A 13,060-nucleotide genomic window follows, 5' to 3' on the forward strand; every position below is an offset into this window, starting at 1 on the left:
TTTAATGTACTCACAATTACCATATTTCCCTTTGTACTTTTTAAAGTCGCGTAAATTCTTGAAGATCTCAGAATTCTGCCAAATATCTTGTAGTGATGATTCAAAAATATTCTCGGGTGGTCTCCCATGCGATCCATTTGGGTTCAAAGTTCATAAATAGCTCAGAATAAAAAGTTTGTCGTATGGTAAACGAAGCTTACTCAAGATTCCTTGAGATAGATCAATTTTTGATGCGTTAAGTCAGCCTTAAGTGCCTTATTGTATTGTTAATGCATTGCTACAACCTTCAAACTGCCAGTATATAAAAGGGAAATTACTGGGGTTTTCATTTTGGCTTTGAGTACTTTTTTGCTTAGCACTGGCTTGTAGAATACGTGGGTAGGAAGAGTTATTGACTGTATATGGCGTGAGTATAATTGTACCTTTTGGGTTGTCCAAAGTAATGCTTAAAGGGGTATATACGACTGTAGCGTTAAATGTCATTGAAAAATCAGATGAAATGAATTGCTTACCGTTATGATCATCATCTGTGGCACTTTGAAAACAAATTTTTCCACTACTGCAATCTTCTTGACCATTGTTATAAACACCTTCTATGGCATTTGAGTGAATGCTTTCCATAATTGCTTTTGACTGGCTAATATCAAGATAGAGTGTCGCCTGTGAAACATCAAAGCTAATACTACCATTTTTAGCATTTCCTGGATCAAGGGTTGTGCTTTTCCAAATCGATACTTGATTGTCTGCACATAAACTTACGATGCCTCCTTGTGCTTCTGCGTTAGCATGATTTATTTGGATAAAGGCTAAGCAAATCAGTGATAAAGGGGTGAATTTTGTTGTTATAGCCATAGATATATTCCTTTGAGTTAGTTGATCATTGTTAGGTATAGCAAAGGACGATGGATATATCAAATATCATGCAACTATGTGCCGATTGATCCCTGCTGTAACGAAACTAAGTGAAGTGATAGTGCGATTGAAAATAATGTTTTTGTTCAAAATTTATTTAAGTTTTATTTGACTGAATGTGTTTTATGCGTTAATTTGTTGCGCGAAAATAAGACAAATTATTTTCAGCATCTCCCCCTGGATAATCAAATAAATAGGAAAAAATGTATTTATGACATTCCATAAAAAAGCAATTTTTAAAACACTTCCATTATTAAGCATATCTGTTGCGGCCTTGGCACTAACTGCTTGTGGTGGTGGCGGCTCTGATGCTGGCACCGGTGGTTCTGCTGCTTCTGTTACCCCTTTAACTATAAATCTAGATGCGGCATTGGCGCCTGGTGAGTCAGGACAAATTAGTCTGCAAACTTCATCTGATGTGTCAAAAGTTGGTGTTAATTATCAGCCTGTGAATATCGCACAAGTTATATCAAGCATCAAAACCTTAGCAGGCTCGGACTTTACGCATCACTTTACAATTAGTAATGGTAATTGTGGTACTGAATTGCAAGCACAAGGTGGTCAGTGTCAATTGCAAATTACAAGAAATAATATTCCTAATAAAGACATTAACAGATATGAGAGCGCTAGTACAATTACCATAGATGGTGTTAAGCAAAGCGTGAGTGTTAAATATGCATTAATTGATACGCGGTTTAGCATTGAAGGTGGTAATAATCTAACAGTGAAACCTTATATCAACTTAGAGCAAGCAAATACCCCGATGTATTTTGCAGTAAATAATACGACAACACAGCTGACTTTATCACAAGGAAGTCAATCTTTTTGTTCATTGTCAAATGTAAGTCAATCAGGTAACCCTGTATACAAGCTGGTTAATAATGCGCAGGATTTTTCGTTGTGTACTGTAGTAGTAACAAATGCACCAAATGGCACACACATGCAAGCGTATTGGCAGTATCAAAATAACACGCCAACCAGTCCAGTGGTTAATGGCAAGTTTGTCATCAACAATAATGTCTTAACACAAGAGACAAATTAAGCTTTCTCTCGCAAAAATACCATGGATAAATCAGGATATGGATGTCTATACCGTTTGTAAAATGGTTTGTGAGCGGTATATCAATCGTTAGATGATAATTTATTAAAATAATCTCTTGAAAAGCACAAAAGCGCCCGCAATTGTTACGCCGTAATAAAAAACTTAAAAAGATAATTTAAGGTGTATCAATGTCACATAAACATCCAAAACAGCACGAAGAAGATTTTGAGTTGATGGCAGGGGAAGCTGCTGATCAGGAAGACACTGAATCTCAAGATATGATTGATGAAGTTATTGCACTTCGCAAAGAAAATGAGTCGCTTAAAACAACGATTGACAATATGCAAGATACCGTTGCCACTGCTGATGATAAAGTATTACGTGCTCATGCCGAGATGGAAAATATTCGTCGCCGCGCCCAAAAAGACGTTGAGAATGCACATAAGTTTGCTTTGGAAAAGTTCGCTAATGCACTATTACCCGTGCTTGACAGCATGGAAAAGGCTGCTGAAGTCTCAGCTGAGTCTGAGGAAGCTAAAGCGATGTCTGAAGGTGTCATTTTAACAATGAAGATGTTAGTCGATACACTTGAGAAATTTGGTGTGACACAGCTTGATCCAGAGGGTGAGGTCTTTGATCCAAATAAACATGAAGCGATGGCAATGTCACCTAATCCTGAGATGGATGATAATATGGTGATGAATGTCTTTCAGAAGGGGTATGAGCTTAATAATCGTGTTATTCGTCCGGCGCGCGTTTTGGTTGTTAAAAACTAAGGTTTTATATTTTTTTATCATTTTGCAGATGGTATCGATGTAGGGGCGTATTGTATACGCCCAGATGTGGCAAGTCGTTAAATATAAAAACTAGGCTGATAGAACGAGAAAGTTAAAGAAATAAATAAAATAAAAACTTGAAAAATAAAAACGCGTCAACATATTTTGGAGCGTTGAAATAAAAGGAGATCATAATGGGTAAAATTATTGGTATAGATTTAGGTACAACCAACTCTTGCGTTGCGGTAATGGATGGCAAAACTGCTCGTGTTATCGAAAATGCAGAAGGTGCGCGTACAACGCCTTCAATCGTAGCATATACTGAAGGTGGTGAGATTTTAGTAGGGCAAGCAGCTAAGCGCCAAGCAGTAACGAATCCACATAATACATTATTTGCGGTTAAGCGTTTAATCGGTCGCAAATTTGATGAGAAAGTCGTTCAAGACGATATCGTTAAAAAAGTTCCTTACAAGGTGATCAAAGCAGACAATGGTGATGCTTGGGTTGAAGTATTAAAAGATAAAAAAATGGCGCCACCGCAAGTATCTGCTGAAGTATTGCGTAAAATGAAAAAAACCGCAGAAGATTTCTTAGGTGAAACGGTAACAGAAGCGGTAATTACTGTTCCTGCTTATTTTAATGATGCGCAACGTCAAGCAACAAAAGACGCAGGTCGTATTGCTGGCTTAGATGTTAAGCGTATTATTAACGAGCCAACAGCAGCAGCACTTGCTTATGGTATGGATAAGCAAAAAGCAGATCAAACGATTGCTGTTTATGACTTAGGTGGTGGTACATTTGACGTATCTATCATTGAGATTGCTAACGTTGATGGCGATAGCCAAATCGAAGTATTAGCAACTAATGGTGATACTTTCCTAGGTGGTGAAGATTTTGACGTCGCGTTAATGAACTATTTAATTGATGAGTTCAAGAAAGAAAGTGGTATTGATTTACATAATGATGCGTTAGCACTGCAGCGTTTACGTGAAGCAGCTGAGAAAGCGAAGATTGAATTGTCATCAGCACAACAAACAGATGTTAACTTGCCATATATCACAGCTGATGCAACTGGTCCTAAGCATTTAAATATCAAAGTAACGCGTGCTAAATTTGAATCATTGGTTGAAGATCTAGTCAAGCGCTCAATTGAGCCATGTAAAAAAGCCTTACAAGATGCCGGTCTTAAAGTCTCTGAAATCACTGATGTATTATTGGTTGGTGGTCAAACACGTATGCCTAAAGTGCAAGAAGAAGTTAAAGCATTCTTTAATAAAGAGCCACGTCGTGATGTAAACCCTGATGAAGCGGTTGCAATGGGTGCAGCTATCCAAGGTGGTGTATTAGCAGGTGATGTGAAAGATGTGTTACTTCTTGATGTAACACCATTATCTCTTGGTATTGAAACAATGGGTGGTGTGATGACTAAGTTGATCGAGCGTAATACCACGATCCCAACAAAGAAATCACAAATTTTCTCAACAGCAGAAGATAATCAGCCAGCAGTGACGATCCATGTGCTACAAGGTGAGCGTGAAATGGCGTCTGCAAATAAATCACTGGGTCGATTCGATTTATCAGACATCCCACCAGCTCAACGTGGTATGCCGCAAATTGAAGTAACTTTTGATATTGATGCTAATGGTATTTTGAATGTATCAGCAAAAGATAAAGCAACTGGCAAAGAGCAAAATATTGTGATTAAAGCATCAAGTGGTTTATCTGAAGATGATATTAACAACATGGTTCAAGATGCCGAAGCCAATGCTGAAACAGATAAGAAATTCCATGAGCTAGTTTCAGCACGTAACACAGGTGATAATTTGTTACACAGTGCGCGTAAGTCATTAAAAGACTTAGAAGGTAAAGTCTCTGAAGATGAGAAAGCAAAAGTTGAAGCCGCATGTACTGATTTAGAAGTTGTATTAAAGACAGATAATAAAGATGACATCGAAGCAAAAACTAAAGCTTTAGAAGAAGCGTTTGCACCGATTGCACAGAAAGCTTACGAGCAAGCACAAGGTCAAGCGAATGCTGAAGCAGGTGCTTCAGCTGAAGAACCTCAGCAACAAAAAGCAGATGATAATGTGGTTGATGCTGAGTTTGAAGAAGTTAAAGATGACGACAAAAAATAGTTAATCTCAATAAACTATAACTTTTAACTTGAAAAATGCGGGCATGTCCCGCATTTTTTATAGCGTTTTGAATTGAACTAGAATAATGGTAGCACTATGCCTAGAGATTATTATGAAATATTAGGGGTATCTAAAAGCGCAACAGAGCAAGAGCTTAAGCGTTCATATCGTAAATTGGCGATGAAGTATCACCCAGATAGAAACCCTAATGATAAGGATGCCGAAGCAAAGTTTAAGGAAGCGTCTGAAGCTTATGAGATTTTAAGTGATGCACAAAAACGTGCCGCTTATGATCAGTTTGGTCATGCAGGTGTCAATCAAGGTGCTGGACATGGCGGCTTTGGTGGTGGACAACAAGGCTTTGGCGATATTTTTGGTGACATATTTGGTGATATTTTTGGCGGCGGAGGCGGTCAAAGGTCATCAGGGCGTTCATCACGTGCGCAAAGCAGGCGTGGTAATGATTTACAATACAATCTGGAAATCACGCTTGAAGAAGCTGTACACGGCACAACCAAGAAGATCAAAGTGCCAACCTATGTTTCATGTGATAGCTGTCATGGCTCAGGAGGTTCTGGTAAACAAACATGTGGCACATGTCATGGCGCGGGTGCTGTGCGTATGTCACAAGGCTTCTTTTCCGTTGAGCAGACCTGTCCGACATGTCATGGTAGTGGCCATACTATTAAAGACCCATGTCGCGCTTGTCATGGACAAGGGCGTAAGCAAGATGTCAAATCACTTTCTGTCAAAATTCCAGCGGGCGTTGATACCGGTGATAGAATCCGACTATCAGGCGAGGGTGAAGCCGGTGAAAATGGCGCGCCAGCGGGTGATTTGTATGTGCAAGTACATGTCAAAGAACATGCAATCTTTGAGCGTAATGGTTCGGATCTATATTGTGAAGTACCAATTAGCATTATGACAGCATGCTTGGGTGGCGAGCTTGATGTGCCGACGATTGATGGCAAAGTGAAGCTTAAGATCCCTGCTGAAACACAAACAGGCAAAATGTTTAGATTAAGAGGCAAGGGTGTTAAAGCCTTGCGTGGCAGTAGCATGGGAGATTTGATGTGTAAGGTCACAGTTGAAACGCCGATTAATCTTAATAGTAAACAGCGTGAACTGTTAGAGGCATTTGGTGATTCAATTGGTGAGCATCAAACACATTCACCAAAATCAAAATCTTGGTTTGATAATGTTAAAGAGTTTTTTGCTGGCAGCTAATGGCTTTGTATTTTCTGTTTTTTAGCTTTCAATAAGTGAAATAATTTTTTTATCAAGCCAAAATTCAAAGGGGCGCCAGCCCTTACATCTTGATAAATAACCCATATGACCTCCCTTGTGAGTCCATTGAATATCAATATTCGTATGTGAAAGTCCAATGGCGAAACGATTATCCACGAATGGATCATCATGATCGCAGACGATGGTAGTTTGACATGTTATTTTGGCAAGATAGTTTTTGGCACTTGAGTGAGTATAATACGCATGTGCGGTAACAAATCCCGCCTCCTTTGCTGTAAAGGTCTCATCGATTTCATAGACGCCATAGTTTTTAGGCAACGTAGCGGCTTTTTCTTGAAACATTTGATAATGGTCATGCGTAATGGCGCGATGCTTGAAGAGCTTATATAAGCGTTTGGCAAAGTGTCGATTAAAGATGGCATTATTTTTTTGAGAAAGTTTTGCCATGCTGGCTAATAAATCCATTGGTGGGGCGATTGCAATTGCGTGTTTAATTGATAAATCATTATTACTATGTTCAGCTAATGCTTTTAGTAGCATATTGCCCGAGATCGAAAAACCAATTGGGATGAGTTGAGTTTGTTTATCTACCGTTGCAAGGAGTTCTAAGACGGCATAAATATCATCACTCTTGCCGGCATGATAAATGCCTCTTGCTAGAGGCAATAAATGTTTGTTGGCACCACGATGATTTACACGGACAACATGATAGCCTAAATTAAGTAGCTTTTTTGCAATGCGCACCATATATGAAGAGTTTTCATCACCAGAAAGACCATGAAACAGTACAACGGTAATGTTTTGTGTCGTGGTGTCAGCGTAAGAGATAGATAGCTTGAGTTGATCACCATCTTTAAGTTTGAGATATTGCGTTTGCGTATTTAATGGCTGTGCGCGTTCTCCAATAATGCTACTAATAATGGTTTGCCATTTGGCAGAGAGTTTAATGGGTTTAAAATCCATGGTTTGAAACACTTAATAATTAGGAGTGATCGTAGTAATTGACTTATTAATTCTTTTTAAGTACCGATAAGAATGCTTCTTGTGGTACTTCAACGTTGCCAACTTGTTTCATGCGCTTTTTACCAGCTTTTTGTTTTTCAAGAAGCTTACGCTTACGTGATACATCACCACCATAACATTTAGCAAGAACGTTCTTACGCATCGCTTTTACAGTACTTCGAGCAACGATAGCGCCACCAATTGCCGCTTGAATAGCCACTTCAAACATCTGTCTTGGAATAAGCTCTTTTAGGCGTTCAACAAGCTCACGCCCTTTGTAAACAGATTGATCCTTGTGGACGATACTGGCAAGGGCATCAACTTTCTCGCCATTAATAAGAATATCTAAGAGCACCATGTTCGCTCCTTCATAACGCTGCAGTTCATAATCAAGCGAGGCATAGCCGCGACTAACAGATTTCAAACGATCAAAGAAATCAGAAACCACCTCAATCATTGGAATGTCATAAATGATAGATACTTGACGACCTAAATAGTTCATATCGACTTGTGTGCCACGTTTTTCAACACAAAGTGTGATAATCGCACCGACATAATCTTGCGGCACTAAAATAGACGCGCGAACAATTGGTTCACGTACCTCAGCGATGGCAGAAGGTTCTGGTAGCTTTGAGGGGTTATCAACTTCAACCTCTTCACCATTTTTTAGGGTTACTTTGTAAATAACGGTTGGTGCCGAGGTGATTAAATCAAGATTGTATTCACGCTCTAAGCGCTCTTGAATAATTTCCATATGCAGAAGTCCCAAAAAACCGCAACGAAAACCAAAGCCTAGCGCCTGTGATACTTCAGGTTCAAAGAAAAGAGAAGCATCATTTAAGCTTAGTTTTTCTAATGCCTCACGAAATGCTTCAAAATCATCAGCACTAATAGGAAACATGCCGGCATAGACTTGTGGTTGCACGCGTTTAAATCCAGGAACAGGTTTATCCGTTGGGTTTTTGGCTAAGGTTAATGTGTCCCCTACAGGCGCGCCATGAATATCTTTAATGCCTGCAACAATGAATCCAACTTCACCTGCCTTTAATGTTTGCTGCTTGTGCATCTTTGGTGTGAATACACCTAGTTGATCGACTTGATGTGTTTGCCCTGATGACATTACCTTGATCTTATCTCCTACCTGCAATTGTCCATTGCGAATACGCACAAGGGATACCACACCAAGATATGGGTCAAACCATGAGTCAATAATAAGTGCTTGCAATGGTGCGTTTAGATCACCAACAGGTGGTGGGATTTTGGCAATAATCGTCTCTAGAACCTCTTCAACACCCAAGCCAGTTTTAGCGCTACAAGTTGTTGCCCCCACAGCTTCAATGCCAATAATATCTTCAATCTCAGCACACACACGCTCAGGCTCGGCAGATGGCAGGTCAATTTTATTAAGCACGGGAATAACTTCTAAGTTTTGTTCAATCGCGGTATAGCAGTTGGCAACTGTTTGTGCTTCAACGCCTTGAGCCGCATCAACAACTAATAATGCACCTTCACAAGCAGCTAACGAACGTGATACCTCGTATGAGAAGTCAACATGTCCTGGGGTATCAATAAAATTCAGCTGATAGGTTTGCCCATCTTTGGCGGTATAGTTTAAGGTCACACTTTGTGCTTTGATGGTAATGCCACGTTCGCGTTCAATATCCATTGAATCAAGAACTTGCTCTTTCATCTCGCGATCAGTCAACCCTTGGCAGACCTGAATAAAACGATCAGAAAGCGTTGATTTGCCATGATCAATATGCGCAATAATAGAAAAGTTTCGGATGTGTTGCATATGCTTGTGTAGTAGATATTTTATTATGGTGAGCATTATGCCGAAAAAATGATATAAAAGGAATCACCAGTTGTGTGAGGAATTGTTTTGGCTTCATCAAAAATGCGGCTTATGCATAAAAATCCCGCTATTGTCCTTTGTTATGGTTAAGGATAGTGATAGAATGCCTGCCAGCAGCTTAAGCTGCGAGGTAAATAACCTTAACTAAAATTATTATAACTATTAAAGAACAATAAAGAGGATATTACTATGTCTAGAATCGCATCTTTGCAAGATCCGTTTTTAAATGCGTTAAGAAAAGAGAAAATCTCTGTTTCAATTTACTTGGTAAACGGCATTAAGTTGCAGGGCGTTATTGAAGCGTTTGATTCGTTTTCTATCGTATTACGCAACAGTGTTAACCAAATGGTTTATAAGCATGCGATCTCAACAGTAGTTCCTGCCAAAGCAGTGCGTTTGGTCTATAGCAATTACAATCCAAATCATGGCCAACAAAACCATAATTCAGAGCAAGAAGATGGTTTTGAGTCTATGGATGAGACTTCATTTGAAGAGTCATATGATGAAGCAAATAATGCAGATGATCATTACAATCAACAGTCTGCGCAGCAACAATAATATTTATCTATAACATACATTAAGAGGATCTTTCTTTGGAGATCTTTCAAGAACATAAGGTAGGCGAAAATTGCCTACTCATCGATATTGATTTTTCATCTAAACCAGAATTAAATGCTGAGCTTTCTGAGCTCAATGGGCTTGTACATGCTGCTAATTGGCAGATTGTACAGACTATTACATCGCGTCGCTCACAGCCTGATCCTAAATACTTTTGTGGTAAAGGCAAGCTTGAAGAGATTAAAGCGATCATTGAAGAGCATAAGATTGATCTGGTGGTTTTTAATCATAGCATTACACCTTCACAAGAGCGCAATATCGAAAAAGCATTACATTGCAAAGTCATTGATCGTACGCGTTTGATCTTAGAGATATTTTCACAACGTGCGCAAACTCATGAAGGTAAACTTCAGGTTGAGTTGGCACAATTGAATTATGCAGCCACGCGATTAGTGCGCGGTTGGACACATTTGGAACGACAAAAGGGTGGTATTGGGGTGCGTGGTGGACCCGGTGAGACTCAGCTTGAGCTTGATCGACGTCTATTACGCCAACGAATTGCCCAGATTGAAAAACGACTTGAAAAAGTCAAAAAACAACGTGGGCTAAGTCGCGCGTCACGTCAGAAAAATGATGTGCCGACAATCGCTTTTGTTGGTTATACTAATGCTGGTAAATCAACGTTGTTTAATCACTTAAGTGGTGCAAGCGTTTTAGCTAAAGATCAATTGTTTGCGACGTTAGATCCAACCTTGCGTAAAATCGAGGTGCCTAAACTAGGTGAAGTTGTATTATCCGATACTGTAGGCTTTATCCGTAATCTACCACATGACTTGGTTGAGGCATTTTGCGCAACGCTTGAAGAAGCGATTGAAGCAGACCTGTTAGTGCATGTGATTGATTATGCCGATGAGCATCATCGCGCGTATATCGAGCAAGTTAAACTGGTGCTACAGCAGATTGAGGCGGGTGATAAGCCGGTACTTAATGTCTATAACAAAATTGACCGTTTAGATAATTTAACATCTCATATTGTCTATCATGAAGATCGTCCTGCAGATGTATATCTCTCAGCACAAACTGGAGATGGGATTGAATATTTATATGAATCAATTGCTAAGCACTTTAACCAAGAATGGCTCAAAGGTGTATTGACCTTAATGCCGAATGAAGGCAAAGTTCGTGCAGCATTTTATCAACTAGGCGTGGTTGAAAAAGAACAGATAACGGATATAGGTGAATATCAATTAACAATACACATTGCGAAAAATGATTTTGATGCAATATGTCGAAATAATAAGCTTGAGTTAATAGCAAAATTTAGTCACCATTAGGGGCACTGAAAGAGTAAATCAAAAGTAGTATCTATGGCATTAAAATTTTTGTCACGACACAAAGTATTTAATCAAGGGCCACCTGATTTAGAAGAGGCGATCCGTCGATTTCTAGGCAAAGGACGTAAGCAAGATAATAATTCATCGAGCAATAATGGGAATAATGGCAATAACCACGGTGGTGACCATAATAACAATGGTAACAACAATAATGAACCACCGCGAAAAGATGATAGTCAGCGCAAAAGTATCTACTCACGTAGTGCCGATCAAAAGCCATTACCAGTGAAGAAAATCGCGATTGGCGTAGTTGCTGCGGCTGTTATTATTTGGGCGGGCATGGGTGTTTATGTTGTGCAACCAGCGCAACAGGCTGCCGTATTGACCTTCGGCAAGTTCTCAAGTATAGAAGGACCAGGAATGCATTGGCATGCGCCTGGTTTTGTCAGTGTCATCAAAAAAGATGTTGAAGTGCTAAATACCATTAAGCTTGATAAACAAATGCTGACTTCTGAAGAGAATATTGTGCATGTGTCATTCTCAGTGCAGTATCGTATTGGTAATTTAGAAGATTATTTATTTGCTACTAATAACCCTGAGCTTATCTTGCGTCAAGCGCTTGAAAGTGCGGTGCGCCAAGTGGTTGGTGAAAATAAACTAGAGAAGATTCTAACGACCTCAAGAACACAAATTACCTTAGAAGTGCAAAAAGAATTAGAGAAGCTTTTGAATAAGTACAAAACGGGTATTTTGGTTAATGAAGTGATCATGCAGCCAGCGCAAGCACCTGCTGAGGTTAAAAGTGCCTTTGATGATGTGATTAAGGCGCGTGAAGATCGTGAGCGCGTGCAAAACGAGGCGCAAAGCTATGCCAACAAGGTTGTACCAGTAGCAAAAGGGCGTGCGCAACGAATTATGGATGAAGCGCGAGCTTATCAGTCAAAAGTTGTGTTAGACGCACAGGGTAATATCGCCAACTTCAGTCAGTTACTACCTGTATATCAGCAAAATCCAAGCATTATTGAGAATCAGCTATATTATCAAACCATGGAAAATATCTTTAAAAACAACAAGCTCTATATCGTTGATGGCGATGGAGCTAAAAATTTATTCTATGGTGATAAATTATCACCGCTGGCAGTATCTTCAACGGTTCAAGGAGGTCAGCAATGAGCAATAAACTAATGGGACTAATCGTCGTTGTCATTGTGGCATTATTGTTGATATTCAGTTCAATGTTTCGTGTTAACCAAGGCAATGAAGCCGTGATTTTAAAATTGGGTGAGTTAAATCAAACCAGTGATGGTCAAGTTAAGGTTTACACACCAGGATTGCATTTTAAAATTCCACTGGTTGAACAGGTGAAAACTTATGATATGCGTTTACGGACGTTGACAGTTGACTCATCACGCGTGGTGACCAATGAGCAAAAAGATGTGATCATTGATGCGTATCTCGAGTGGAAGATTAATAATATCTCACAATTCTATCGTAGTGTTTCAGGCAATGATTCACGTGCTGAATTATTATTAAGACAGTTCTTAGAAGCGTCATTACGTGCTGAAGTTGGTAAGATTGATATTCAAGGTCTGATTAACAATGAGCGTGATCAATTGATGCAGACATTAACAAAGAGTGTACAGGATCAAGCGAAGAAAATTGGTATTGATGTTGTTGATGTGCGTATTAAACAGATTGATTTACCCGAAACGGTGACTGAATCGATTTACCAAAGAATGCGTTCAGAACGCCAAAAAGTGGCCGCATCGATTCGAGCACAAGGTGAGCAGATGTCAGAATCTATTCGTGCAGATGCTGATGCGACAGTGACAATCACTTTGGCGCAAGCTGATCGTGATGCCAAAGAAGTCAAAGCCAAAGCGGATGCAAAAGCGGCTGAAATTTATATAGATGCGTATGGCAAATCAGAGAGCTTCTATAATTTTTGGCGCAGTATGCAGGCTTATCAAGCAAGCTTTAGCGGTAAAAAAGATGATGTGTTTATCTTAAAGCCAGAAGGCAAATTCTTTAATTACTTCAATTCATCTAACGCACCTAATTCGCCTGTGTCAGCGAAAGCGGGCGTAAGCTCAGTAAAATAATAGTTCTTACTCCCGATTGCTTAAGCAGTTGGATTTCTCGTTGTATAAAAATATCTTATATTATTGTGCTATATCGCTGATTTTTATTCTTCTTTA

Annotated in this window: 11 protein-coding genes; 8 read left to right on the plus strand and 3 right to left on the minus strand. The window is 39.4% G+C overall.

Translation table 11 applies throughout. The features are described from left to right. Nucleotides 1–255 precede the first annotated feature (255 nt). Nucleotides 256–852 carry a hypothetical protein gene (locus tag IE867_RS02705; RefSeq protein WP_192483247.1) on the minus strand — a complete coding sequence of 199 codons (597 nt, stop codon included), beginning with the start codon at nucleotides 850–852 and terminating at the stop codon, nucleotides 256–258. Nucleotides 853–1,123: 271 nt separating this feature from the next. Between IE867_RS02705 and IE867_RS14625 the strand changes: the two genes are divergently transcribed. From IE867_RS14625 to dnaJ, 4 genes are all read left to right on the plus strand, one after another. Then, the gene (locus IE867_RS14625; RefSeq protein ID WP_203249623.1) at nucleotides 1,124–1,954 is read left to right on the plus strand and encodes a hypothetical protein; all 831 of its coding nucleotides are present in this window, start codon (nucleotides 1,124–1,126) and stop codon (nucleotides 1,952–1,954) included. 188 nt (nucleotides 1,955–2,142) lie between these two features. After that, on the plus strand, nucleotides 2,143–2,730 hold the full coding sequence (grpE, locus tag IE867_RS02715; RefSeq protein WP_192483248.1) for a nucleotide exchange factor GrpE: 588 nt from the start codon (nucleotides 2,143–2,145) through the stop codon (nucleotides 2,728–2,730). A gap of 194 nt (nucleotides 2,731–2,924) precedes the next feature. Then, nucleotides 2,925–4,865 carry a molecular chaperone DnaK gene (dnaK, locus tag IE867_RS02720; RefSeq protein ID WP_192483249.1) on the plus strand — a complete coding sequence of 647 codons (1,941 nt, stop codon included), beginning with the start codon at nucleotides 2,925–2,927 and terminating at the stop codon, nucleotides 4,863–4,865. Nucleotides 4,866–4,961: 96 nt separating this feature from the next. Beyond that, entirely contained in the window at nucleotides 4,962–6,092 is a 1,131-nt protein-coding gene (dnaJ, locus tag IE867_RS02725) for a molecular chaperone DnaJ (RefSeq protein ID WP_192483250.1), read from the plus strand. A 21-nt stretch (nucleotides 6,093–6,113) separates the two neighbouring features. Here the strand turns inward: dnaJ and IE867_RS02730 are convergent, their stop codons facing one another. Next, nucleotides 6,114–7,076: a YheT family hydrolase gene (locus IE867_RS02730; protein ID WP_192483251.1), complete on the minus strand. Its 963-nt coding sequence runs from the start codon at nucleotides 7,074–7,076 to the stop codon at nucleotides 6,114–6,116. A gap of 46 nt (nucleotides 7,077–7,122) precedes the next feature. Beyond that, complete coding sequence (gene lepA, locus IE867_RS02735; RefSeq protein WP_192483252.1) at nucleotides 7,123–8,910, minus strand: translation elongation factor 4; 1,788 nt, start codon at nucleotides 8,908–8,910, stop codon at nucleotides 7,123–7,125. 249 nt (nucleotides 8,911–9,159) lie between these two features. Here lepA and hfq point away from each other — a divergent pair, with 249 nt between their 5' ends. The 4 genes from hfq to hflC are packed head-to-tail and all read left to right on the plus strand — an operon-like array spanning nucleotide 9,160 to nucleotide 12,964. Beyond that, nucleotides 9,160–9,528, plus strand: coding sequence for an RNA chaperone Hfq (gene hfq, locus IE867_RS02740; RefSeq protein WP_192483253.1), 369 nt, complete (start codon nucleotides 9,160–9,162; stop codon nucleotides 9,526–9,528). Between the two features lie 35 nt (nucleotides 9,529–9,563). Next, nucleotides 9,564–10,862, plus strand: coding sequence for a ribosome rescue GTPase HflX (gene hflX / locus IE867_RS02745; protein ID WP_192483254.1), 1,299 nt, complete (start codon nucleotides 9,564–9,566; stop codon nucleotides 10,860–10,862). A gap of 33 nt (nucleotides 10,863–10,895) precedes the next feature. Further along, nucleotides 10,896–12,035: an FtsH protease activity modulator HflK gene (gene hflK / locus IE867_RS02750; RefSeq protein WP_192483255.1), complete on the plus strand. Its 1,140-nt coding sequence runs from the start codon at nucleotides 10,896–10,898 to the stop codon at nucleotides 12,033–12,035. Next, nucleotides 12,032–12,964 (plus strand): protease modulator HflC, encoded by a 933-nt coding sequence (hflC, locus tag IE867_RS02755; RefSeq protein WP_192483256.1) that lies wholly within the window; start codon nucleotides 12,032–12,034, stop codon nucleotides 12,962–12,964. Before hflK ends, hflC begins: the two co-directional genes overlap by 4 nt. Nucleotides 12,965–13,060: the final 96 nt, after the last annotated feature.

Source organism: Cysteiniphilum marinum (genome assembly GCF_014857925.1).
Taxonomy (GTDB): domain Bacteria; phylum Pseudomonadota; class Gammaproteobacteria; order Francisellales; family Francisellaceae; genus Caedibacter; species Caedibacter marinus.

Coding starts and splice junctions, on each gene's coding strand:
- hfq (WP_192483253.1), top strand. CDS start 9,160: ATGTCTAGAATCGCATCTTTGCAAGATCCGTTTTTAAATGCGTTAAGA.
- IE867_RS14625 (WP_203249623.1), top strand. CDS start 1,124: ATGACATTCCATAAAAAAGCAATTTTTAAAACACTTCCATTATTAAGC.
- IE867_RS02705 (WP_192483247.1), bottom strand. CDS start 852: ATGGCTATAACAACAAAATTCACCCCTTTATCACTGATTTGCTTAGCC.
- IE867_RS02730 (WP_192483251.1), bottom strand. CDS start 7,076: ATGGATTTTAAACCCATTAAACTCTCTGCCAAATGGCAAACCATTATT.
- hflK (WP_192483255.1), top strand. CDS start 10,896: ATGGCATTAAAATTTTTGTCACGACACAAAGTATTTAATCAAGGGCCA.
- hflC (WP_192483256.1), top strand. CDS start 12,032: ATGAGCAATAAACTAATGGGACTAATCGTCGTTGTCATTGTGGCATTA.
- grpE (WP_192483248.1), top strand. CDS start 2,143: ATGTCACATAAACATCCAAAACAGCACGAAGAAGATTTTGAGTTGATG.
- dnaK (WP_192483249.1), top strand. CDS start 2,925: ATGGGTAAAATTATTGGTATAGATTTAGGTACAACCAACTCTTGCGTT.
- lepA (WP_192483252.1), bottom strand. CDS start 8,910: ATGCAACACATCCGAAACTTTTCTATTATTGCGCATATTGATCATGGC.
- dnaJ (WP_192483250.1), top strand. CDS start 4,962: ATGCCTAGAGATTATTATGAAATATTAGGGGTATCTAAAAGCGCAACA.